Here is a 24,970-nt window from a genome sequence, read left to right on the forward strand (position 1 = left end):
CTATAGGTTTTCATTAGTAACTTTTTAATCGTTGTTTAGAATCTGATATCAACACCAAATGTGATGGCCTTTAATGGTGGCTGAGCAAACAGGTTGTACAGGCCCGGAGTAACCAGGGTGGATTCACCGTTCGCTTCACCAACTTCAGGGATACCTCTGAACTTGGTGATCATCAGAAGGTTTGTACCCTGGGCATAGATCCGGATACCTTTCATCTTAATTCTTGATACCAGTTCTGAAGGGAGATTATAACCTAAAACCACGTCGCGGAGGTTCACATAATCGCCTCTTTCAAGATACCTGTCAGAGTCATACGTGATACGCTGGCTCAGGTCTTTCAGGTTAGCGAACTGAACAATATCGCCTGGTTTCTTCCAGTAGTTCAAGGCGTGATCAAGCTGCTGGTCAGTCAGGTTCTCACCATCACTGGCTCCTGCAGAATACATGATGTTCTGAACGTAGTTGCCACCGGAGTAGTAGAAGAGCACATTCAGATCGAAACCTTTGTAGGTGATGTTACCACCAAAACTACCGAAGAACCTTACGTTGGGAGATTTTCCGGAGAGCAGCACCGCATCATCAGAAGAATACTTCTCTGTGAGGTCACCACCCTTGGTGTAGTAAAGGTTCTTACCGTTGGCAGGGTTGATACCAGCCCAGCGGTTCAGGTAGAATGTGAATGGAGCCTCGCCTTCTACAAAACGGGAAAGCGTTTGGTCCTGGTTGTTCACATACAGTTTCTTGAACTTGGGATTGTTATTGGTATAGCTGGCAAACAGGTTTACATTGAGGTCTTTGTTTTTGTAAACTGTTCCGTTCAGTGAAATTTCAAAACCCCTGTTCTCCAGTGAACCCACGTTGCTGGTATAGCTGGAGAAACCGGTAGTGAGTGACACGTTCTTCGGATACAGCAGGTCTTCAGTAACCCTTCTGTATACATCAAATGAACCGCTCAGCCTGTTCTTGAAGAGACCGAAGTCTAAACCGATATCCTGGCTCTTGCTGGTTTCCCAGGTAAGATCAGGGTTTGCCAGCCTTGAAGGAACAGCCGCAGGAGCGTCGTTATATTTGGTAGTAAGACCATAAGTACCGAGGTTATCATACAGACCTGTAGGAACAGTACCTGCAGTACCGAATGATCCGCGGAGCTTAAGTTCAGAGATAACATCCACTTTGAAGAATGATTCTTTGGCAACATCCCATGTAAGACCTACTGCCCAGAAGTTTGCAAAGCGTTTGTTGGCGCCGAACCTGGAAGAACCATCACGTCTGCCGGTAAGTGTTACGAAATATTTCTTATCGTAATCATAACCGATATTACCGAAATAAGACAGCAGGCTCCAGTCAGTCTTACCTGAGGTTACAGACTGAGGACTACCGGCGTTGTCGATAGTATTAACAGATGCTGTTGGCATACCACGACCAACAAGAGTGTAATTGTAGAAAGAGTTCTTGGTATACTCCTGACCTGCCAGGATGTTGATGGAGTGCACATCGGCAATGGTTTGTCTCCAGTTGGCAGTATTGGTGAACACGTAAGTGAAATCACGGTTACCATTATCCTGCTTCTGGTTGTAACCCAGGATACCAGCGAGGTTTGAACCCGGCATCAGGTAGTTTTCCTGTTGCAGGGTATTGTAGTTGAGACCAAGCTGGGTCTTAAGGGTGAGGTTCTTAACCAGGGTCGCTTCGCCGAACAGGGTGCTGAATGATGAGATCCTGTTGAGCAGGCTCGGGTTCATTTCAGTTCCTTCGAGCGGAGAATAGCTGGTATGTGTTGGGTTCCATTTTCCATCGGCCAGACGAACCGGCTCATATGGATTGATGAGGAACAAGGCAGTATAAGCAGACTGTGAGTTGTAAAGAGAACGAACGTTGTTCTCTTTGGTATAAGACACACCCAGGTTGGTACCGAGGCGGAACCAGCTGAGGGCGTTGTACTCGATATTCAAACGGCCACCGGTTCTGTTCCAGAATGAACCGTAGGATACCCCTTTGTTATCGCTCTTGTTCAGAGAGAAGAAGTACCTGATCTTATCGGATGTGCCGGAGAGAGCAATTTCATGGGACACGATATTACCTGAAGGGGTAAGCTCATCTTTCCAGTTCGGAGCACGTCTTTCAATTGTTGACCAGAGATCATCACGCTGTGCATCAGAAATATTGAAGAGCGTTGATCCTGCAGGAAGACCGCCTGATCCGATCCTGTTTGTGATCATACTGTCGATGATGGTATTTACGAAACCACCTTCATACTCATACTGGAGTTTCTGCCTGGAGGTCATCAGTTTTACGTTGTTCAGTTCCTGTGCTCTCATACGGCCATACTGGAAAGAGTAGCGGAGCTCCGGCTTGCCACGTCCCTTCTTGGTGGTGATGAGGATTACACCATTTGAACCACGCGCACCGTAGATAGCCTGTGAAGACGCGTCTTTCAGTACGTTCAGATCTTCGATATCGTTCGGGTTCAACAGGGAATAAGCAGTAGAGCTGATGGGAATTCCATCCAGCAGGATCAGCGGCTCGTTGGAAGCGTTGATAGAACCGGTACCCCTTACACGGATATACCCGTTGGCGCCCGGCCTTCCGCTTTGACCTGTTACCTGCACACCGGTTGCACGGCCCTGCAGCAACTGAGTGAAAGAACCGATAGGTTTCTGAGAAACATCCTTTCCGGTAATGGTGGCGATAGATCCCACAACTTCCGCTTTTTTGAATGTCTGATAACCTACCACCACCACTTCTGTGAGGTTCTTGTCTTCAACAGCCATGAAAGCTTTTACGGAAGTTTTTCCGGTGATGTTCAATTCCTGGCTGGCAAAGTTTACAGCTGTAATGATCAGTGTTTTGGCATTTGCGCCAACTGAGAGAGAAAATTCACCATCGGCATTAGTGGTTGTGCCGGTTGTAGTTCCTTTGACAATTACTGAAGCATTGGGGATTGGAGTACCTTTCTCATCGGTGACTGTACCTGTAACAGTACGGGTTTGGGCTAATAGTTGCCACGACAATAGCAAGAAGCTTGCTATAAGCAACAGCATTTTTCTCATGTGCGTGAGTTTATGTTTTGATAATCTGAATAACAACTGCTTTCTGAAGGCGCTGTTAACAGTAGGACAGCAAATGTATTGATCAGGCTGCGTAGAATCCTAATTTTTTTTAGCAAAAATTTAATGTTTGGATTGAAATACAGGCTTTTCTACCCAATTACCCCGATGGAACCAGGCACTCCGGGTTGAGGATGTCCATGAGATCATATAATAATTATTTTCATTCCTAATTTTTTCAGAATAAATGATTTTATTCAATTCATAACGGTCAAACTTATCTGCATTTTGCCTGAAAAAATCAGCATTCCGCGCCCTGAAAAAATAATATTGGACTTCTCAGAATAGTTAAGAAAAAAATGGAAAGGGCTGCCCTCATCAGGCAGCCCAGGTTATAATTCACGCACTAAAGACTGTTTTATGGCTTATCCCAGAACACACGCTCCAGCATATTCGCTTTTTGAGGTGGAGCATTCCTGTTCAGTTCTATCTCACTTGCAGGATAGAGCAGAGACCTTGGCACACCATTCAGGATGGCATTGCCCGGTAAAGTGAGGGCAGGATAGCCTGTTCTGCGCCAGTCAGTCCATGGCTCTACCGCCACTCCATAACCAGACACATATTTCTCTTCGATGATCTGTTTCAGTTTATCTTCATCCGTACCTGCCAGTGTGCCATTAGCACCAAGATACGTGGTGGTATTGCCTGTTGATACACCCGCCTCGCTCATAGCTGCTGTGATTGCAGCGGTGAAAAACGTTTGTGCATCACCGGGAGCGCCATACAAAGCCGCTTCTGCCCTGATGAAATTGTACTCGGCAAAAGTGAGCATCCTGATAGGGCCAGCACCGTTGTACGAGATGCTATTCACACCGGATCCATTCCAGTCGCCCCCTGCCAGCGGAGTACCAACATTGGTAACTGCGCCTCTCAGGTAAGAGTGGATACGTGAGTATTTCTGGCTCGCAACATCACCGGCTTTCGCTCCTTTATAGTTTCCTGAATTGGCAGGGAAATCGGTAAAATAGAAAGGCAGACGCGGATCAGCTTTGGCAACCATCATCGATACCAGTGTGTTGTTAGGAAAGATATAATTGCCCCTGTCAAGCTCAAACTGGTGAATAGGGTTCTGCCTTCTTGAAGCAGTCTGGAAAACATGGCTGAAATTATCGGCATTGCCAGTCATGAACTCGGCGCCTGAATTCACCAGTGTGGTGATCTTCGCAACAGCATCTGCCTTATTGAATTTGCTGTAGTGAATGAACAACCTGAGTTTAAGCGTATTGGCAAATCTTATCCATTTAGGTTTCTGTGCAGTCCACGCGCCGGTGTAAATGGTGGAATTGGTGCCGGGGCTCTGAATGGAAGCAGACGCGTTGATATCGGTAAGCGCTTCATCTATCAGTGCAATCAGTTTGGTATAGATCTCTTCGTCATTATCATATTTAGGAAAGAGATTGCCCAGCAACTGTTGTGCTTCTGAATAGGGTTGATCGCCCCACACATCCACGGCCAGCTGATAAGTATATGCCTTCAGCAGTTTTGCCACACCTGCATAATGAGGTGATCCTTCTGCCCTGGCCTGCTTGATCACCATTTCAGCATCCTGTATGGAAGTGGCATGGATGGAGCTGAACAGGTTGTTCAACTCGGTAGCCTGGATCAGGTATTTTTCAAATGCCTGTGTCTGCGTTTCGCCGCCGGTTGTTTGCCCGGAATAGTGCTGCATGATCAGTCCGGTATGACGTTGTACATCACTGCCCCCGGTAAATCCTACGTTGAGTGTAAGCCCTGTAAGCACCTGCGCCATCGGGATCTTGTCTTCTTTCTGCCTGTTGGGGTCATTGTTTATATCCAGGTATTTATCGCAGCTCCCCACGAACATTGCTCCGGCAAGAAGAAAAAGTTGTGTTACCTTTTTCATAATCAAATATTTTGAATGAGTTCAATTAGAATGTAAGTCTTACGTTAAATCCAATGGTCCTGGTAGATGGCTGCGCATTGAATTCCAGCCCCTGCGCCGTGGAGATACCCAATACGTTCTGCTCGGGATCCAGGTGCGGGAAATCTGTTTTCAGGAAAAGGTTCCTTCCGAACAGGCCAAAATCTACATTACCGAATGGAGTTTTCTCCAGCAGCTTCTTAGGCAGGCTGTAAGAAATGGTAGCTTCTCTCAATCTTACCCATGATGTGCTTACGATAAATCCTTCAGCAGCGGCATATTTACCGGTATTGCCCCAGTATTGTTCTGCAGTGAGCGGAACATTCACAGGGTTTCCGTTTACATCCACCCCTTCATACTTATAAGGCTTGTTGGGATTGCCGTCCTTATCAAATCGGGCGAATTCAGCCGTTTCCTTTACTACACCATTTCTTCTGAGGTCAGCCACGTTCCTGGAATACATATCGCCACCCTCGCGGATATCGAGCAGGAAGTCGAACGTAAATCCATAAATATTGAACGAATTGGTGATCCCCATGGTGAATTTGGGATTGGGGTTACCGATCTTGAACACATCGTTGGTGGCAATGGGCAATCCATTGGCGCCAAGCACCATTCTTCCCTGTGCATCGCGGGTGTATTTGTTACCATAGATGGAGTTGTACTCTTCACCCTGCACCAACCTGATGTTGGGAGTGGTGAATCCTGCCAGGAAGATGAGTGGCACACCAGGAGCCAGTTTGGTGACCATCACCTTGAACTTGGTGTAGTTGGCATTCACATTCCAGGTGAAGTTCTTGGTGCGGACAGGAGTTACACCCAGTGAGATCTCCAGGCCTTTCGTTTCCAGTTCACCGGCGTTCAGGAACAGCGAAGTGATACCGGAAGCAGCGGAGTAAGGCACGGGGAAAAGACCATCCGTGAGCTTACGCTGGTAGTAATTCACCTCAAGATTCACACGATTGTTCCAGAGCGCGATGTCTGTACCAACTTCCCACTCACGTGTGAACTCCGGCTTCAGGTTCGGGTTACCGGCACCGTTAGCCAGTGAATAAGCCATCAGACCATTGTAAGGCATTACGATATTAGGTCCGAAACCATCACCAGGGTTGGCTGCATTGAAATAAGTATCAGTGTTGTAGGCAGCAGGACCGCGACCTACGATACCGATGTTACCACGGAACTTCACAGCATTTACGAGATCAGTTTTAAGGGAAGGAAAGGCTTCTGTAAGGTTGAAGCTGAGTGCTGCAGCGGGATAATAGAAAGTATTATTGGCCAGGGGCAGCGTGGAAGTTTTATCCATCCTGCCTTTCAGGTTCAACGACAAATATGATTTATACTCGATCACCGCATCAGCAAAGAACCCGATCAGCCTGGTACGCGTGTCGGTAACTGTAGATGCGATGGTTGTGGCGTTCGACATATTTTCAAAACCCTTCACTACCAGGCCTGTACCTGTAGTGCTTGCATTGGCAATTTTATTGTCGAGTATCTCATTACCCAAAACCAGTGAGGTATTGAAATCACCGAAGGATTTGTTGGCAGATAATGTAAAGTAGGAGTTGATATTACGGGTGCTGTTGCGCACTTCCACGATACCCCCACCGGGAGGGTTGTTTACGTTACCACCGCCACGGCCACCAATCTCGTCATAGCCGGTGGAACGGAAGGAGAATACGTCCGCGCCCAGTCTGAGGTCGGCCGTGAGCCAGTCTGTGAATTTGTATTTCAGCCCGGAGTTACCGAAGATGCGGTTCACCTCATCGCGGAACTTCACGTTATCGATGGCCCAGTATGGGTTGTCTTCCCCACCAAAGTGAGTCTGGTTACCGGCTGCATCGTACACAGGCATACCTGTGAGGTTGTAGCTTCTTGGTGTGAACCAGGCCCTGAACAGCGGGTTGGCCAGCTGGTTACCCTGCGTTGTTCTGCGAGAAGAAGTATTGTTGTAATTCACGAATGCAGAAACACTGAGCTTGCTGGTAACATCGGAATTGAGGTTAACGGTCAGGTTGTTCCTGCGGAACCTGTTATTGCGGATCACGAAAGTTTCCTGCGTATTACCGTAAGAAACACGATACGTGGTTTTGTCTGATCCACCACTGAAACTGATATTGTTCTGGAGATTGAAGCCAGTCTCAAAGATATCCTTCACGTTATCAGGATAGGCTGTGAGCGCTTCTTTCTGGTTGAGGTAGTTGGTCACTTCCTGGCCTTTGATCTCAGGTCCCCATGATGTGGAAGCCCGGGGGTTATAGGCTCCTGCCACACCCTGACCATACTGGTTCTGATAGTCAGGCATGCGGTTCACCTGCACTGTATTGTAGCTGGTTGTCAGTTCGATGGCGTTCTTGGCGCGCTTGCGGCCTTTCTTGGTAGTCACCAGGATCACACCTGCCGCACCACGTGAACCGTAAGAAGAGGTGGCAGCGGCTCCTTTGAGGATTGTCATACTTTCAATGTCCTCAGGATTAAGGTCTACTGCGCGGTTGGTAGTGGAAGGGCCTGTCTGAAGAGCGGTTCCGCCACCACTGTTATCGATGGGCACACCATCAACTACATATAACGGTGAGCTCAAACCGGTTACGGAGGTATTACCCCTGATCAGCACGTTACCTCCGGTGAAGCTGCCACCGGTGCCCTGAACACGCACACCAGCCACTTTCCCAACAATGGCATTGGTGATATTGGTGTTCTTTACTGCGGTGAGCTCATCCGCTTTGATCACCGGTGCGGAATAACCGAGCGTTTTCTTGTCGCGACTGATACCGAAAGAGGTAACCACTACCTCCTGCAAACTCTTGTCTTCAGGATTCAGGGAAACTTCAACAATGGTTCTGTTGGCAACAGAAACTTCCTGGGGCGCCATGCCTACCGCACTGATCACCAGTATGCGGGCATTGTCAGGAACTGAGATTGAAAATGTACCGTCTGATTTGGAGGTGGTACCCGAGTTGGTACCCTTGATAATGATAGAAGCGTTGGGGATAGGTCCTCCGGCTGCGTCCGAGACCTTGCCGGTAATGGTTTTAGTCTGCCCCAGCAATAGCATGGCAGGGCATACTACTGCCATTAGCAGTAATAGCATTTTTCTCATGTGTGTGTTAGTTTGATTTGAACAAAAAAGAACGTCAATTCTTCTCGGTATCAAGACAAGAATAGACGTTCAACTGCTGCTCAAGATAACTTTATTTTTTTACTAACGACAACAATAACGCGGGTAAAAATATAAGGTTGGTGAGGGTTGCGAGTACCAGTGTGAGTGAGGTCAGCCAGCCAAGGGCCTTGGTTCCGCCGAAGTCGCTTACGCAGAAGATAACAAAACCGGCTATCAGCACCAGTGAGGTATATATGATACTTATTCCTGTTTTGTGAATGGTGTCAACCACTATTTCCTGGTTGGTCTTTTTGCTCAGCTGCAATTCCTGTTTATAATTTACCAAGAATCGTATGGTGATGTCTATGGCAATCCCAAGTGCAACGCTGAAAACCAATACTGTTGACGGTTTGATTGCGACACCAGCCCAGCCCATTACGCCGGCAGTGATGATCAAAGGAATCACGTTCGGAACCAGTGAACATACCAGGATGCGGAAAGAGCGGAAGAGATAGAGCATACAAAGAGCTATCAGTCCGAAAGCCCAGGCGATACTTTCTTTCAATCCGTTGATGATGAAAGCACTGCCCTCCAGGAAGGTAACGGAAGTACCGGTGAAGGTCACACTGTATTTAGCTGTATCGAAGATCTGAGCGCTGCGCTGACTGAGCGAGTCGATGATCTGTGGCAGCCGCTTGGTACCTACATCCGCCATATTAACGCTGATGCGTGCACGCTGCTTGCTGCTGTCCATGAACGTGCGGATGATCTTTGTAAAAGTATTCTGCTTACCGGTGGAATCTTCTCCCTTGCTTCCCAGGTATTGCGCCAGGAAAGCGATATCAAAGGAATTAGGCAACCCGTAACTGGTACTGTCGCCATTGTAATAAGCCTGCCGCGCAAACTTAAGTCCTTCTACAATTGATAAAGGCCTGGCCATTTCAGGCTGTGCGGCAATATAACTGCTGATACTGTCGATCCGCTCAAAATGCTGCAGCGGATTCTGACGGAGACCGTTCTTCTTTTTGGTGTCCACCACAATTTCCAGCGGCATCACACCTTTGAAATTTTTCTCGAAGAACTTCAGGTCTGTGTAGATCTTATCGGTCTTTGGCAGATCATCCACAATGAAGCCTTCCGTACGCAGACGGAAGATCCCGGCAACTGCCACTATCAACGCAATGCCTGTAACAATGTAAATCTGCTTCTGGTGGTGCAGGCTCCACACTTCCAGTTTGCCGAGAATGGATTGCAGCCATTTGTTGTCGAGGTATTTCGTATGCCTTGGTTTGGGCGAAGGGAGGAAACTGAGCACAGCAGGAATGAAAATGATGGAGATGAAGAACAGGGCCATGATATTGATACCTGCCACTATCCCAAACTCTTTCAGAATAGCGCTCTTGGTCAGTGCAAACACAGCAAAGCCTATAGCAGCTGCAATATTACAGAACAACGTAACCACACCCATCCTTTCGATCATCATGTGGAGGGCTTTGAACTTTCTCTCTTTATCTCCCAGCGAAGGGTCGGCATCATTATACGCTGTATGGAATTTATTGAGGAAATAAATGCAGTTAGGAATACCTATCACCACCACCAGCGGCGGAATGAGGGCATTGAGCAGGGAGATCCTGTAATCGAACCATTCGATGGTGCCAAGGCTCCAGATCACACCTATGATCACCACAGCCAGTGAGAGCGCCATGGCTGAAAGACTCCGGAAAAATATCAGCAGGATCACTGCAGAAAGTATAATTGATCCAAGCAGGAACCATTGCATTTCGCTGGCTACCTTGGTGGCCATATTGGTCCTGATCAGCGGGAGGCCACTGTAATGGAATTCAACATTGTATTTTTTAGCGAAGGCTTCGCCAGCAGCCACAATATCCGCCACCACTGCGTTGCGTGCTTTGGAGTTGAGCACATCCTTATTGATGCGGATGCCTAAGAGCCATGCGGAAGTTTCAGGATTGTACAATAAACCCTGGTAGAAAGGCAGGTTGAGAAAAGCAGCAGCGGCAGTATCGAGCTCCTGCTGACTGAGCTTCCTGTTAGGGAAGAGCGGAAACACATTCAACTTCTCGGAAGTCGAATCTTTCAGCAGGTTTACGGAGGCAGGCACACTGAGCACATCTTCCACCGCTTTTACCTTGCGTATATCTTTTACGAGGGCAGCATAATCGTTGAAGAACTGTTCCCTGAAGAACTCTTTGGTCTGAACGCCGATCACCATCAGGTTTCCATCTTCTCCAAACAGTTTCCGGAATTCCTGGTAATCCTGGTACTTCGGATTATCAGTAGGGATGGCCCTGGTGAATTCATAACTTAATTGCACCTTAGATGCATGGTACGTCATCACAGCAGTAGCCAATACTAAAACAGCCAACAAGATCCACCTGAATTTCAGCACAATCCTGGCAATGGTTCCCCACATAGAAAAGATTTTAATGAGCAAATAACTAGAAGGCAGGGCAAAGAAAGCCAATTATGTGAGATTGGCAAAGAGAATTGTAACGCTGGAACACTGTCCGATCTGTTGTATTTTTGAGTATGCCGAACAGCAAATCCTTACTGCTTCCCCTTTTCTTATTGATCCATGTCATCAGCCAAGGTCAGTTGCAGCCCGTAGGGCAATGGCGCGACCATCTTCCCTATCAGCAGGCCATTGCCGTGGAAAGGCAGCAGCAAAACCTCTGGTGCGCCACCCCTTTCAGCGTATTTTCTGTTGATCCTTCTGACAAGAGCATCGAGCGCTTCAGCCGTATCAGCGGGCTCACGGAAACCGGAGTCACGGCCATCGGCGCAGACCCGGATGGCAACAAACTGGTGATCGCCTATTCAAACAGCAACGTGGATGTGCTGACTGGTAATACGGTCCACAATATCGATGCCATCAAAAACTCTCCGATCAGTGGAAATAAGTATATCAATCATATACTGGTAAAAGGGCAGCAAGCCTTACTGAGCACGGAACTGGGCATTATTCTGCTCAACCTGGAAAAGTATGAAGTACGTGACACCTGGATCATCGGCAGGGATGGCTTCAACACGGCCGTTGGCAATACCGCTGCCGATGCGCAATATTATTACGCAGCTACTGTTGAAGGCCTGAAACGAGCCCCCATCAATGGTCCCAACCTGGCCGACTACCGGAACTGGGAAATGGTTTCGGGCAGCAATGGCTTACCCGCGGGGTCAGTTTTTTCAGTAGTGAACTTCAAAAACCAGCTGATCGTAAACCGGAACCATCAGTTATATGCACTGCGGAATGGTAACTGGAGCCTGTTTTATGAAGATGGCTGGGAGATCCTTCATATCGGCGCAGGCGGGGACAAATTGCTCCTCACCGAGGCAGCCGGATTCCAGTCGAGGGTGATCAGCGTGGGGGCCAACGGTACCCTGGAAACCATCATTCAGCATCCCCGCTTCACCCGTTCCCCCAGGCAAGCCATCTATTTTCAGCAGCAGTACTGGATCGCTGATGAAGCAAGCGGGCTCAGCGCCGCCAACGGAGCAGGCGGATTCGAATCCTTCATACCCCCCTCTCCTGCCTCCATTGCAGATGGACAGATGCAGGTTCTCAATAATACACTCTGGGTGGCGGCCGGCAGCGTTACACCACAATGGCTGCCCGCCAACAACCTGAACGGGCTCTACCGTTTCAGTGATGATACCTGGACCAACTACAATGCTTCCACAGGCAACTTACCCGATAGCATCAACGATATCGTTAGCCTGGCCATCGACCCGGTTGACCAATCGCTCTGGGCCGGATCTTTTGACGATGGCCTCCTGCACTTACAGGACAACAAGCTCACAGTTCTCAAACAGCAATCAGCCATACAACCTGCTTATTTTTCTACCGAAAGCTACCGCGTCAGCGGACTGCATTTTGATGTCACCGGCAATTTATGGATCAGCAATTTCGGAGCAGCCGGAGAACTGGTGGTGAGAAAACCGGATGGCAATTTCAAATCATTCGTTATCCCTTACCCCGTTGCGGAGAACGCAGTATCACAGCTGATCACTGACGACTACAACCAGGTATGGGTAGTATCACCGAAAGGAAACGGCCTGTATCTTTTCTCTTACGGAAACAGTATCGACAATCCATCGGATGATCAATGGAGATGGTACAGAACAGGGACCGGTAATGGCAACCTGCCCGACAACAATGTGAACACTATTGCAAAGGATAAGAGCGGCTTTATCTGGATCGGCACCAACCGTGGCATCGGTATCATCCAGTGCCCGCAGGATGCGGCCACCAGTACCGGTTGCGAAGCCGTGCTGCCCGTGGTGCAGTCGGATAATTTTGCAGGCTACCTGTTCCGCGACGAACAGGTGCAATGCATTGTAGTGGATGGTGCAGACAGGAAATGGATCGGCACCAGGAATGGTGTTTGGCTGCTAAGTTCAGATGGAGCCAAAACCATCTACCGTTTTCATACAGGCAACAGTCCGCTCGTAGATAATGATGTGAAGCAAATCGCCGTGAATGGGTTCACAGGAGAAGTATTCTTCTCCACCCCCAAAGGCATCTGCTCATTCCGCAGCACCGCCACCGAAGGCACCAGTGCAAACGAAAATGTGCTGGTATTTCCCAATCCGGTGCCTCCATCTTACAATGGCACTATCGCCATCCGCGGACTGGTGAACAATGCCACCGTAAAGATCACGGAAGCCAATGGAAGACTGGTGTATCAGACAAGGGCCTTAGGTGGACAAGCCACCTGGAACGGCCGGCATTATAATGGAGGCAGGGTAGCCACAGGAGTATATCTTGTACTGGTGACGGACGATACCAAGAAAGAACAAATTGCCACTAAAATCGTTTTCATCAAATGACCATTCATCATACAAAAGGAATTGTGCTGCGTTCTGTGAAGTATGGAGAAACCAGTGTGATCGTAACAATCTACACTGAGCTCTTTGGTGTGCAATCCTATATTGTGAATGGAGTAAGAAGCTCTTCTAAAAAAGGCAGCGGCAAAGCGAATATGTTCCAGCCCGCATCACTACTGGATATGCAGGTATATCATAACGACCTGAAGAATCTTCAACGCATCAGGGAATTCAGCTGGGCCTTCATGTACCAGCATATCTTCTTTGATGTAATGAAGAATGCAGCAGCACTGTTTATGGTGGAGCTGCTGCAAAAAACATTGAAACAACCGGAGGCCAATCCTGACCTCTATCATTTTATAGAAGATGCCTTCCTGCACCTGGATGAAGCCAAAGGGCAGGCCATCGGCAACTTCCCGCTCTTCTTTGCCCTGCACCTGGCTACCATGTACGGTTTCAGGCTGAACGATGATTTCACATCTGAGACTCCATATCTTGACCTTCAGGAAGGAGAATTCACTAAAGACCACCCCGTACATCCGCATTTCCTTGATATGCCCTACAGTTATATCACTTCCCAGTTACTGAAAGTGATGCAGCCGCAGGAACTCAATGAGATCCCGCTCAACCAGGAAACAAGAAGGAAATTGTTACAGGCCTTTCAGGCTTTTTATGTGTTGCATGTGCCGGATTTTGGTACGTTGAAGACATTGCCGGTATTGCAGGAAGTGCTTGGTTAGCAGGTTGTGCTATTCAATCAGAGTGCCGCCAGTAGCTCGCGTCCCCGCGAGTTACATATATTCCGTCGCCTCCGGCGACACGGTGTTCGCCGGGAGGCGAACAAATATGCCTCACTCGCCAGAGGCGAGCGAGTGGCCCCCGAGTAATTATAAGATCCTTTTTGAGCTGGCATTCGATAAGCCTTCCTGACAGTTTTCGATTGATACAACGCCGGGTTGTTTTCCTTTTTCAAAACTTCCCAACGACTCAAAACCCAGCGCCCTGGCGCCATTGAGCGTTGACCATTGTAACAACTCCGCCAACGGGATTGCAGGAAAATGCTGCGCGATGGTTTTTATTTCTTCTAAAATATTCAATTGATAATTGGAGGAAAGACTATCGGTACCAATAGTTACAATAAACCTGTTTTTACGGATAAGATCAATATCAGGTAAGCCATTGCCGATATACAGGTTTGCATTGGGGCATAAACAGAGAACTACTTCGGGAAGAGTCACCCGGTTCTTTTCCATCCATACGAGGTCACTATCACTGGTATGTACATCGTGCACCAGTATCACGCGCTGTTCTTTATTGAAAGCAGGCAACATCAGTTGCGGGCTGCTCTTTGCAGGAGGTTTGTAAAAAGACAGATCGATGCCGAGAAATTCATAAAGCCTGTGCATTTCGCCCGTTCCGTTTTGCAGGAAAGCGGTTTCTGCTTCACTTTCCTGGTTATGGATACTGATCAGCTGATTTCCGGGAAAACCGGCAATCAGTTGCAGCAGGGCAGGAGAAACAGAATAGGGCGCATGGGGCACAATTGAATTGCGGCCTGGCAATGCCGATTCAAACTGATCGAACACTCCTTTTCCAAAAGCGAAACGCTGCGGAGCCGTGGCGGGAATGAATCCCATCGTTTCAATAAAATTCCTGTATTGGATTGTGCCTTTGACTTTCTGCGCGATGCTATCCGGGGTATTGCAGATATCTCCCACGGCCACGATGCCGCTGGCGTACATGGCGGCTTCGGCATCGGAGATGGCCTGCTGCACTTCTTCAGCAGACACATTCCGCTGCTTCATTACTCCCAGGAGAAAATCCACCATTCCGGAGCCGGGCTGGATGCGGCCCTTCATATGGCTGAGTTCCAGGTGGCAGTGCGCATTTACGAAGCCGGGACAGAGTATTCCCTGCACTAATTCCAGGTCATCGCCCGCTTCTGAAGCGGGAACAATGGCCTCGATTTCCCCTTTCTGAGAGGTGATCAGCACTTCTCCGCCTGACAGCAGGGCTTCTCCTGTAAATAATTGGTCTGCTTTGAACTTTCTGTAAGCCATAAAAACGGTGAAATCGATTAACTTTGCCATCCTTTCAACCGGAGGAAAGTAATTCCGGGGGTAAAAATACTGTAAAACATGCTAGACAAATTAGAAGCGATAGCCGCAAGGTTTGAGAATCTCGGAGTGGCACTCACCAACCCTGAGATTGTCAACAATAACCGGAAATTCATGGAAGTCAGCAAAGAGTACCGCGGTCTGGAGAAGATCGTACTGGCTCATAAGGAATACGTTACCCTGCTGAACGACCTGGAAAGCTATCGCGGCGCCCTCAAAGGCGACGACGAGGAACTTCGTGAGCTCGCCAAGGAAGAACTGCCCGGACTGGAAGAGCAGAAGGAAAAACTGGAAGCTCATATCCGTCAGCTTCTCATTCCGAAAGACCCGCAGGATGAAAAGAACGTAATCCTCGAGATCCGTGCAGGTACCGGTGGTGATGAGGCCAGCCTCTTTGCCGGTGATCTGTTGCGCATGTACCTCCGCTATTGTGAAAAGAAAGGTTACAAAACCGCTGTACTCAGCGAAACCGAAGGCACTGTTGGTGGCTTCAAGGAAGTACAGGTGGAAGTTACCGGTGATGATGTATATGGCACCCTCAAGTTTGAAAGTGGTGTTCACCGCGTTCAGCGTGTTCCGGATACTGAAGCTTCCGGACGTGTTCACACTTCAGCAGCTACCGTGGCGGTAATGCCTGAAGCCGAAGAAGTGGATGTTGAAGTAAAGGACAGTGATGTGAAGATGGAAACAGCGCGAAGCGGTGGTGCGGGCGGACAGAACGTAAACAAGGTAGAAACTAAAGTAATTCTCACACACTTAGCCACTGGCACTGTAGTAACCTGCCAGACAGAGCGTACACAGCTCGGCAACCGCGAGAAGGCCATGCAGATGCTTCGTACAAAATTGTATGAAGAGCAGGTACGTAAGCAGGAAGACGAGATCGCACGTCATCGTAAGAGCCTGGTTAGTTCGGGTGACCGCAGTGCAAAGATCCGCACTTACAACTATCCTCAGGGCCGTGTTACGGATCATCGGATAGGCATGACCGTTTATAACCTCGATGATGTACTGAGCGGCGGCATCCAGGAGTTCATCGATGCACTCCAGTTTGCTGAAAATGCCGAAAAACTCACCAAGCAGAATTAAGCGGGCAACAAGGTAAGTTCAACTTCGTTTACAGGTAATAGTTGGATGCTGAAAAAGCAGTCCGGCATGGCAATAATTGCAGCTATCAAAGACAAGCTGGCAGGGAGCTCCATGCTTTTCCATTGTTTAATAATTTTTTAATCAACGCGTTGATTTTAATTCATTTAAAACCTGTATTCAACAGGTGATCCAGTATGAATGGATTGTTAACATTTTGAAAAAACTCATAACAACAAGAGGAAATACGGCTAACCTGTGGCACCTTTGTGATGTCAAAAGAAAATGCTCTTTGCAGATCCGGAAGTAGAAGAATGAAGATGAGGAGTTAACCGTTCTTTAACGGGACAGGTTATACTAATGGCATTGGATTTGCGTTATACAGGATGTAGTTCTTTTGTAAAGACTCACACATAAAAGCAGTCAATTTTCTCATAAGCAGTTAGTTTTGGTTACGGCCCCTGTGTCCACAGGGGCCAATTTTTTTTAGCTACTTTTTGCTTATGTTGATTTTCAATATTTTAAAATAGAAAGCGGCATAGGCGGCCGCGGCACCAGCTGTGTCGGCCGCAATATCACCCAGGTCAAAGCTCCGGTCAGGTACAAAGTAATACTGAATCACCTCCAGTACAGCCCCGTAGATCACAGCCGCCAGGAATATCAGCAAATACCCGCGATAAAGCCTCTCTGGGGAATATTCTTTACAGATCAGGTAAATATTCCACAATCCCGAAAAAGCGCCGAATAAAAGGAAATGAACGTACTTGTCAAAGTGCGGGATGACCGGCCCGTCCAGGTCAGGAAGCGAAGAACCGGGCAGACAAAGCAGGATCAGGATAATAACGGTGAAGCTCACCGGAACGGCCTTCTTTTTCAGAAAATTAATAAGGCGCAAGGATTTGATCTCCAAGGGGGCTGATTTTCAACAATGTTACTGAATACCCAATAAAAAAAGATTCCCGGAGGAATCTTTTTCCAATATCGTGTGATGTGTCAGCAGGCAGCCGTTGTCATAACGGAGCCTTGGTCTTACCCAGGGACTGCATCTTTTCAAGCGTGGGCGATGGATTGCCACCCCGCTTCTCGATGGTTATGGCAAAAGCTTCCGCTTTTTGGGTATTGTTCATTTTCAGGATGAGTTTCTCCTGATCGGAGTCAAACACGCCGAGATCTTTGGGTTTGCCGTCGATCAGCGCCCAGAGCTGGTACTGCTGATCATTAGGCAGTTTAGGCATGTTCTTCACCACCAGGAATACACTACTGTTGGTGGAATCCCAGTAAACGTTGGCGGAAGAGCGCGGAGCGATCTTGGTGCCTTCCATGCTTACCACGGTTACATTGGAATCCTTGAATACTTTCTGTTCTGCCAGGATCTGGTTGAGAATTGCATCTGTAGAATCTGCTCTTTGCTGCAATTCAGCATTACTTTTCTTAAGGGCTTCATTCTGGGAGTGGAACTGATAAGCAAAATAAGCAGCGGCAATCAAGAGAATAACGGATGCTACAGCTAGCCAGTTGGTTCGCCGTACAGGTCTGTTGGCATTTTCCATAGTGATTACATTTGTTGGTTTGGTTTGATTATGAGAAGTAGTTGAAGTTGCTTCCATCAAACTTTGCCTTAACCCAACAGGAAGAACAATAGTGGAGGAGTGTTGCGTGTAAATATCCTCCAGCTTTTCTTCAAATGCGTTACGGGCAGCCACCAACTCAGGATACCGGATACAGAGTTGTTCAAACTCTTCCCGATCCTTTTGGCTTGCCAGCCCGAGTACCACCATTTCGATGATACCGCTTGATATGTATTCCTGTATGTTCACTTTAGATATCCCCGTAATTGAATCAATGCATTTCTGATACGCGTTTTTACCGTTCCCAACGGTATATTTTGTAATGCTGCAATTTCTTCGTGTGTATACCCTTTAAAATAGGCAAGGTCAATCAGAACGCGCTGGTCTTCCTTCAATTGACCGAGCACTTTTCTGAATCCGATATTATCCACATTCAACTGAGCGGATTGCCCGGAGATGTTTTCATCAACGGAACCCGGCATCGGCTGGTTTTTCCTGTCGTTTTGATAGGTCTTGGAACGTAGTGTGTCTATGGAAGCGTTTCTGGCGATATTCAGCATCCAGGTGAATAGCCGCCCTTTTGTTTGATCATAACTATCGATCTTCCGCCAGATATTGATGAAGACCTCCTGAAGTACATCATTGGCCAGTTCCACATCATTCAGGATCTGAACGATTATACTGTACAGGGCCCCGGAATAATTATCGTAGAGATATCCAAAAGCCTTATTGTCCCTGTGTTTTAACAAGGATACAAGTTGCTGTTCAGTATATGTTTGAGTAGTGGCCAATAATAAGGTTTACCCTAGCGAGGCCCAATATAATAAAAAAAGAGTGGATATACAAACCACTCTTTTATATACGATAATCAGTAAAATCCGGATTTATTCGCCAACCAGTTGCTTGTAAGCGGCGGCATCCAGCAGTTCATTCACATCGGCAGGATTGCTTACAGTCATCTTGATCATCCAGCCATCTCCGTAAGGATCAGTGTTTACGAGGTCCGGGCTTCCATCGAGCTCGGCATTCAGTTCGCTGATACTTCCTGCAACCGGCAGAAAAAGATCAGATACTGTCTTCACAGCTTCCACTGTTCCGAACACTTCTTCAGCTCCCAGGGTTTTGCCCACTGTGGGAACATCTACATAAACGATATCACCCAGCTCACGCTGTGCGAATTCTGTAATTCCAATGGTAGCAACGTTTCCTTCCAGAAGTACCCATTCATGATCTTTGGTATAGCGGAGGTTATCAGGAAAATTCATGGCGTAAAATTTAGTGCTGCAAAGATTAAGAAAAGCGGGCTATTTCCCATAAAATTTCCATCCGGTAACAAAATCTTTTTTAAGCACCTGCTTTGTGAGGATGGCCCGCACCATCTCCACAGGCATCCCGTTCTCGCGCAGCACAGCATCATGGAATTCCCGGTAGCTCATCTTACCCGAATCCACTAACTCCTTTTTAAGGGCGTAAAACTGTTGTCCGCCCACCATATAGGCCAGTTGGTATAAAGGCCCGTAACCTCCTGTGAAGGATCTCCTTACTTCCCCAGCCGCATTGGCACGCTCATGGTTCACACGCTCCACCAGGAAATCGATGCATTGCTGCGGCGTCCAGTTACCCAGGTGGTAATTGAGTGAAAAAATGATCCGCGCACAGCGGTGCATTCGCCAGAACAGCATCCCGATGCGGTCTTCAGGAGTCTGTGGAAATTTCAGGTCCCAGAGAATGAACTCCTGGTACAATGCCCAGCCCTCCGTCCAGAAGGGTGTGTCAAATTCACGGTAAGCCTTGTAGCGATTGCCCATGAACCCTTGCAGGTGATGCCCGGCAATCAATTCATGGTGCACCGTAGCCCGGGAGAAATGAGGATTATTGCCCCGCATGCTCATCAGCTTGTCGTTATGCTCCATGGCCCCGGTAGGATAAGCGATCTGTATCACTTCCCCGCCCAGGAAAAACGGACTGATCAGTTGCTGCTGCGGGCTCATCATGGTCATCCGCCATGTTTCTTCGGCCAGTGGCGGGATGGTCACCAGTTCATGCTTTTTCAGGAAAGCGATGCTTTCATTGTATAATCGCAGGATCAGCTCCGGTTGCTTACCCTCAGGAACATACGAATTCTTCACCTTCTCCATCGCCTTCTTCCAGTTGTCTCCGAAACCCATCTCGCGGCTGGCTTTCAGCATTTCCTGGTCGCACCAGGCGAATTCTTTATTGGCCATGGCGATGAGATCTTCCGGGGAGTAAGGTATCATTTCAAACTGCAACTGACGGATCAGTTCATCGCGACCGATTGGCCTGCCGACGATGCCGCTACCATCATCTTTCTGCGTGGTGGTGATCTTTCCTTTGCCTTTCAGCTGACCGGCATAGGCAGCCAGCAGGCTGTCCGTGGTTCTGTATGGTTTTTCAACCCACCAGCTGAAGCCGGGATCGTATCCATAATAAAAATCGAAAACGGATTTAAGGGCCTGCTGCAATCCGCGCACGGCACTGGAAGCGATATCCGCCAGGGCCATCTCCATTTCCGGTTCGACCTGCAGCTGGCTGATGCTCTGCCTGATCTGCTGCTGCCAGCTGAACATGTCAGCGGCCAGCTTTTTTCCATCCTGCGAAGCACCGCGCCTGCGCTGCTTTTCCAGCTCGTACATGGGTGGTGCAAAAGGTATGAAACGGCTGATGGCTTCATAAACATTCGCTTCGGCATCCAGCAGCCGCACCTGGTTATCCAGGTTTCTTTTGAAGAGAAGATAATCCACCCTCGACCCGGTGGAAAGCTGATCGAAACCGAGATCGTTCAGCTTACGGAGGTATTCCTGCTGGAAAGCTTTGGACCGCTCCCGCCTTTCAGGAGAAAATGGAATAGTATAAAAACGGGAAAGACTACCCCTGTCTGCATTGTATTGCACTATCAGGTTATTCACCTCGCTGGTCTGCTGAAGCAGGAGGTCGTCTTTTTTCGATTGTGCGTTGCTGTTATACGGGCAGGAAATGACCAGCAAGCCTGCCGCCATGGCGCAGGCCATCATACGTTTACGGACATTCAACATATGGGAAAAAGTATTATTTCCTTTTTACCAGGCGTGCTCTGATGATGTGCACGTCTTTCACCGGTCTGTCTCCGCCCATCCTGCCACTGGTAGGTACAGCGGCAATGCTGTCGATCACGGCAAGACCGCTGATCACTTCACCAAACACGGTATAGTTCAGGTCAAGGTGCGGCGTTCCGCCGATTGTTTTGTACACTTCGCGCTGTGCGGCCGGGATCTTTCGTTTGAGGCGGAAGGTCTCCACTGAATCCAGTCCTGCATCCGTGAATATTTTGCCCTGGGTAAGATAGAACTGTGATCCGCTGCTGGCCCTCAATGGGTTTACATCATCGCCGGTTCTGGCTGCAGCTAACATGCCTTTTTTGTGGAAAAGGGATTCCCTGATCTCTGCAGGTACCGTATAGTTCAGATCACCTTCTCCTAACTGCTGACCGGGTTTCGCCGTTCTGCTGTCTGGGTCTCCACCCTGTACCATAAAACTATTGATCACGCGATGGAAGAGGAGGCCATCGTAAAATTTCTGCTGAACCAGGCGCAGGAAATTGTCCCGGTGTAATGGAGTGGAATCTGAAAGCCTGATGATCACCGTGCCTTTATCGGTGACCATTTCCACATCTTTTTTAAGGTCATTCACATGCAGACCATTGGAGAGGCGTGGGTTACAGGCGGCGAGTACAAGCAGCATTGCTGCGGAAAAAAGCAATCGGTTCATGGTATTAAGGGTCAATTTATAATCCAACCCGGTCGAAATACAACAGGATATGATCTTTCATGAAATTCTCCTGTTCTATCATATTCATTACGGGTAAGCTCTTCAGTTGTTTGTAGTGCGGCCATCCGTCGCGGTCAATCCCTTCCAGCTCGTAGTAACCGCTTTGCGACATCAATGCGCATACAGCAATATGCATCAGGTCCTGCTTCTGTTCTTTTGTGAACTTCGGCTTAACCCCCAATTCCTGTATGCCGATAAGAAAAAGGATGGTCTCCATATCGGGCTTCTTCCCAAACCTTTCCACCAGCTTAGCTTCCAGCGTCCACCAGCGGGTCATCAGATCGTCCTGTACATGCATAGCTGCAAAGATAGGCAGGATTTCCGAAGGAGGCTTATACCGGTTGCCGAAATCTACCGTACAGGAATTATCTTTGTTGCAAATCATTTGAATAATGCTACAGGTTCCCTTTATCAGACAGCACACAGAACAGGTAAAAGAGCGTTTGGCCGTTAAACATTTCCAGGAGCTGTCGCTGGTTGACGAGATCATAGCATTGGATGATGAACGCAGGAAACTTCAACTGGAGTTCGATACCACCCAGGCAAAAGTGAACAGCGCATCCAAAGAGATCGGTCAATTGATGGCAAAAGGCCAGAAAGAAGAAGCAGAAGCCCTCAAACAGGCAGTGCCTTCGCTGAAACAAAGCCTTCAGCCGATATCGGAGAAACTGGCGTCCGTTGAACAACAACTGGAAGCGTCCATCGTGAAACTCCCCAACCTGCCTTCCGCCAATGTTCCCAAAGGACGTACACCGGAAGACAATGTGGTGGTGCGCGAAGGTGGCTCCAAACCCAACCTGCCACAAACTGCCGTTCCCCACTGGGACCTGGCGAAGCAATACAAGCTCATCGACTTTGAACTGGGTAACAAGATCACCGGCAGCGGCTTTCCTGTGTACACCGGCAAAGGAGCCAGATTACAGCGCGCCCTGATCCAGTACTTCCTGGATTACAACAGCAATGCAGGTTATACAGAGATCGTTCCGCCATTTATGGTGAATGAAGCATCAGCCTTCGGCACCGGACAGCTGCCCGACAAAGAAGGACAGATGTATTATGTGAACGAAGACAAATTCTACCTGATACCAACAAGCGAAGTTCCCGTTACCAATATCTACCGCGATGAACTGTTGAAAGAAGCAGACCTCCCCGTAAAAATGACCGCGTACTCTCCCTGCTTCCGCCGCGAGGCCGGCAGCTACGGCAAAGATGTACGCGGCCTCAACAGGTTGCACCAGTTTGAAAAAGTGGAGATCGTGCAACTGGTTCATCCTGATAACAGCTATAGCGTGCTGGAAGAAATGGTGCTGCATGTTGAACTGCTGCTGCAATCATTGAACCTCCAGTACCGCATTCTGAACCTTTGTGGTGGAGATATGGGTTTTGCTTCTGCACAGACCTACGACTTTGAAGTGTATTCCGCTGCGCAGGAAAAATGGCTGGAAGTGAGCTCTGTGTCTAACTTTGAAGCTTACCAGACCAATCGCCTGAAAGCCAGGTTCAAGGATGCCAATGGCAAAAACCACCTGTTGCACTCACTCAATGGAAGCTCCCTGGCACTCCCAAGGATCCTGGCATGCCTGCTGGAAAACAACCAGACAGAGTCCGGAATCAATATGCCCGAAGTGCTGCATCAGTACCTCGGTTTTAAATCGATTTAACAGATTCAGTTAATATTTCTCAAAAGGTTGCGGCAAGGGATTGCCGCAATTTTTTTTTTGTGCAACGCCTGTGTATTTTGTCTTGTCTGAATGTTCAGTCAAATACATAATGGGTAAGCATTATCCGTTCCAGCCCTCTGCTATGCTGTTCCCATCTTTCTAAAATCAATTCATCAAAAAATGAAAATGAAATTCATTGCGCTTGCAATAGCAGGCAGCCTTATTTCTGTATTGAGCCATGCCCAGATCAAAAAAGGCTCATTGCTCTTCGGTGGATCCCTGGGATACACTTCCATCAAACAGGATTCAAAAACTGCTGGTGTTACGTACGAACTGAAAAAGAATGAGATCATCGTTTCTCCTTCTTTTGCAATGGCTGTGGCAGACAACCTTTTTATGGGTGCAGACCTTGCCTTGAACAGCGCCACAGACAAGTATACATACAGTGGCATGGCTTCTCCCGGAAAGATTAAATCCTCCACAAAAGGGGGCGGTATATTTGTTCGCAAATACTGGAATATTGTAGACAGATTTTACATCTTCGGGCAAGGCAGGGCCGGGTTTGATGCCTTCAAAAGAGATTACGCCACTAACCCTCCCAGCGTACCTTCCACGTATGAAAAAGGCTATATCGTTTCAGCATCCATCTACCCGGGACTTTCATTTGCCCTCAGCAAAAAAGTGCACCTGGAAAGCACCTTCCTGAACCTGGTTACATTGCAGTACACAAAGAGAAGCGACTATAACAAACAGAATGATCAGAAACTCAATAAGGACCGTTACTTTGATGTGATCAGCAGTTTTGATAATACCACCAGCTTCACCATCGGTGTTAAAGTACTCCTCTCTAAATAATCCTGTAAATTTTACAAGTATGAAATTCACCTATACATTATTGACATGTTCCCTGCTCATCATATCATCCGTTATGCGGGGCCAGATAAGAAAGGGATCCATTTTACTGGGAGGTTCAGTTCAATACAGCAATAGCACGGGAGAAGAGATACCCGCTATGGGGAAAGACAGGATCAGAAGCATCAGCATTGGTCCGGCTATCGGATATGCGCTGAAAAACAATCTGGTACTGGGTCTTAGCCTGGGCTACAGCAATGGCAAAAGCAACCTGGATACCAGGAACTTTAAGGCATCGGGGTTTTCCGGCGCGGTGTTTCTCCGTCAATACTGGAATATCACCAGTAAATTCTATGCATTCGCAAATGCGCAGGCAGGGTATGGCAGCAGTGAAGGAAAGCTCGTGCGTTCCGATAATGCATTTTATCGGGCAAAGAATAAAAGCTGGAACGTGAACGCTTCGCTGATACCCGGTGTTGCGTATTCCGTGAACAGAAAGATCATGCTGGAATCCACATTCCTTCCATTACTGAATGTTCAGTACGGTAAATCCGATAATCATCTGACAGATCTTAATTATTCAAGTAGCAATACAACTAAACAATTCCGTGCAAACAGCAGCCTGACCAATGGCCAGACTTTTAGCCTGGGAGTGAGGTTTCTGCTGTAAAATATTTGAGGAGATATGGTGCCGGGGCTGACCATTTGGTCAGCCCCATTTTTCGCAATGCCCAGTCGCTCGCCTCTGGCGAGTTATTTATATTTCGTCGCCTCCGGCGACACCGCGCTCGCCAGAGGCGAGCAAATATCGGTCACTCGCGGGGACGCGGGCAACGGCACCCTGGGTAATGGCAATATACTTTTTGGCACTGTGGTTGCAGTTGTTATACCGGCGATTGCCGGTTCTACCCGGACCCTCAAAATTAAAAG

18 protein-coding genes are annotated in these 24,970 nt (G+C 48.1%); 6 read left to right on the plus strand and 12 right to left on the minus strand.

The window, feature by feature from the left end:
• Nucleotides 1-35: 35 nt before the first annotated feature.
• The 4 genes from ACTHMC_RS15530 to ACTHMC_RS15545 form a co-directional block, all read right to left on the minus strand.
• The gene (locus ACTHMC_RS15530; RefSeq protein ID WP_440414354.1) at nucleotides 36-3,050 is read right to left on the minus strand and encodes a SusC/RagA family TonB-linked outer membrane protein; all 3,015 of its coding nucleotides are present in this window, start codon (nucleotides 3,048-3,050) and stop codon (nucleotides 36-38) included.
• A gap of 415 nt (nucleotides 3,051-3,465) precedes the next feature.
• Complete coding sequence (locus ACTHMC_RS15535; RefSeq protein ID WP_440414356.1) at nucleotides 3,466-4,971, minus strand: SusD/RagB family nutrient-binding outer membrane lipoprotein; 1,506 nt, start codon at nucleotides 4,969-4,971, stop codon at nucleotides 3,466-3,468.
• A gap of 25 nt (nucleotides 4,972-4,996) precedes the next feature.
• Nucleotides 4,997-8,089 carry a SusC/RagA family TonB-linked outer membrane protein gene (locus tag ACTHMC_RS15540; protein WP_440414358.1) on the minus strand — a complete coding sequence of 1,031 codons (3,093 nt, stop codon included), beginning with the start codon at nucleotides 8,087-8,089 and terminating at the stop codon, nucleotides 4,997-4,999.
• A 91-nt stretch (nucleotides 8,090-8,180) separates the two neighbouring features.
• Complete coding sequence (locus tag ACTHMC_RS15545; protein ID WP_440414360.1) at nucleotides 8,181-10,523, minus strand: efflux RND transporter permease subunit; 2,343 nt, start codon at nucleotides 10,521-10,523, stop codon at nucleotides 8,181-8,183.
• A 116-nt stretch (nucleotides 10,524-10,639) separates the two neighbouring features.
• On the opposite strand from ACTHMC_RS15545, the gene porZ reads away from it, so the two are divergent.
• Together porZ and recO are read left to right on the plus strand one after the other, a co-directional pair.
• The gene (gene porZ / locus ACTHMC_RS15550) at nucleotides 10,640-12,937 is read left to right on the plus strand and encodes a type IX secretion system anionic LPS delivery protein PorZ (RefSeq protein ID WP_440414361.1); all 2,298 of its coding nucleotides are present in this window, start codon (nucleotides 10,640-10,642) and stop codon (nucleotides 12,935-12,937) included.
• Nucleotides 12,934-13,674 (plus strand): DNA repair protein RecO, encoded by a 741-nt coding sequence (gene recO, locus ACTHMC_RS15555; protein ID WP_440414363.1) that lies wholly within the window; start codon nucleotides 12,934-12,936, stop codon nucleotides 13,672-13,674. The genes porZ and recO overlap by 4 nt, the downstream gene beginning before the upstream one ends.
• Nucleotides 13,675-13,821: 147 nt before the next feature.
• Here the strand turns inward: recO and ACTHMC_RS15560 are convergent, their stop codons facing one another.
• Nucleotides 13,822-14,994 (minus strand): amidohydrolase family protein, encoded by a 1,173-nt coding sequence (locus tag ACTHMC_RS15560; protein ID WP_440414364.1) that lies wholly within the window; start codon nucleotides 14,992-14,994, stop codon nucleotides 13,822-13,824.
• Between the two features lie 78 nt (nucleotides 14,995-15,072).
• On the opposite strand from ACTHMC_RS15560, the gene prfA reads away from it, so the two are divergent.
• The gene (gene prfA / locus ACTHMC_RS15565; protein ID WP_440414366.1) at nucleotides 15,073-16,137 is read left to right on the plus strand and encodes a peptide chain release factor 1; all 1,065 of its coding nucleotides are present in this window, start codon (nucleotides 15,073-15,075) and stop codon (nucleotides 16,135-16,137) included.
• A 487-nt stretch (nucleotides 16,138-16,624) separates the two neighbouring features.
• On the opposite strand, the gene ACTHMC_RS15570 is transcribed toward prfA, so the two are convergent.
• The 7 genes from ACTHMC_RS15570 to ACTHMC_RS15600 all read right to left on the minus strand — a co-directional run bounded on the left by ACTHMC_RS15570 (nucleotide 16,625) and on the right by ACTHMC_RS15600 (nucleotide 21,912).
• Nucleotides 16,625-17,044, minus strand: a complete 420-nt coding sequence (locus tag ACTHMC_RS15570) for a VanZ family protein (protein WP_440414367.1) — start codon at nucleotides 17,042-17,044, stop codon at nucleotides 16,625-16,627.
• A gap of 100 nt (nucleotides 17,045-17,144) precedes the next feature.
• A complete protein-coding gene (locus tag ACTHMC_RS15575; RefSeq protein ID WP_440414369.1) occupies nucleotides 17,145-17,951 on the minus strand; it encodes an anti-sigma factor in 807 nt (268 codons plus the stop codon).
• On the minus strand, nucleotides 17,948-18,451 hold the full coding sequence (locus ACTHMC_RS15580) for an RNA polymerase sigma factor (protein WP_440414370.1): 504 nt from the start codon (nucleotides 18,449-18,451) through the stop codon (nucleotides 17,948-17,950). Before ACTHMC_RS15580 ends, ACTHMC_RS15575 begins: the two co-directional genes overlap by 4 nt.
• Nucleotides 18,452-18,586: 135 nt before the next feature.
• On the minus strand, nucleotides 18,587-18,967 hold the full coding sequence (gene gcvH / locus ACTHMC_RS15585; RefSeq protein WP_440414372.1) for a glycine cleavage system protein GcvH: 381 nt from the start codon (nucleotides 18,965-18,967) through the stop codon (nucleotides 18,587-18,589).
• Between the two features lie 39 nt (nucleotides 18,968-19,006).
• A complete protein-coding gene (locus ACTHMC_RS15590; protein WP_440414374.1) occupies nucleotides 19,007-20,755 on the minus strand; it encodes a DUF885 family protein in 1,749 nt (582 codons plus the stop codon).
• 13 nt (nucleotides 20,756-20,768) lie between these two features.
• The gene (locus ACTHMC_RS15595; protein ID WP_440414376.1) at nucleotides 20,769-21,467 is read right to left on the minus strand and encodes a peptidylprolyl isomerase; all 699 of its coding nucleotides are present in this window, start codon (nucleotides 21,465-21,467) and stop codon (nucleotides 20,769-20,771) included.
• A 16-nt stretch (nucleotides 21,468-21,483) separates the two neighbouring features.
• On the minus strand, nucleotides 21,484-21,912 hold the full coding sequence (locus ACTHMC_RS15600) for a hypothetical protein (protein WP_440414378.1): 429 nt from the start codon (nucleotides 21,910-21,912) through the stop codon (nucleotides 21,484-21,486).
• A 7-nt stretch (nucleotides 21,913-21,919) separates the two neighbouring features.
• Here ACTHMC_RS15600 and serS point away from each other — a divergent pair, with 7 nt between their 5' ends.
• The 3 genes from serS to ACTHMC_RS15615 all read left to right on the plus strand — a co-directional run bounded on the left by serS (nucleotide 21,920) and on the right by ACTHMC_RS15615 (nucleotide 24,710).
• The gene (gene serS, locus ACTHMC_RS15605) at nucleotides 21,920-23,188 is read left to right on the plus strand and encodes a serine--tRNA ligase (RefSeq protein ID WP_440414379.1); all 1,269 of its coding nucleotides are present in this window, start codon (nucleotides 21,920-21,922) and stop codon (nucleotides 23,186-23,188) included.
• Between the two features lie 186 nt (nucleotides 23,189-23,374).
• Nucleotides 23,375-24,043, plus strand: coding sequence for a hypothetical protein (locus ACTHMC_RS15610; protein ID WP_440414380.1), 669 nt, complete (start codon nucleotides 23,375-23,377; stop codon nucleotides 24,041-24,043).
• Between the two features lie 19 nt (nucleotides 24,044-24,062).
• Nucleotides 24,063-24,710, plus strand: coding sequence for a hypothetical protein (locus tag ACTHMC_RS15615; RefSeq protein ID WP_440414381.1), 648 nt, complete (start codon nucleotides 24,063-24,065; stop codon nucleotides 24,708-24,710).
• Nucleotides 24,711-24,970 lie beyond the last annotated feature (260 nt).

This window comes from Pseudobacter sp. (assembly GCF_051955275.1).
Lineage (GTDB): Bacteria > Bacteroidota > Bacteroidia > Chitinophagales > Chitinophagaceae > Pseudobacter.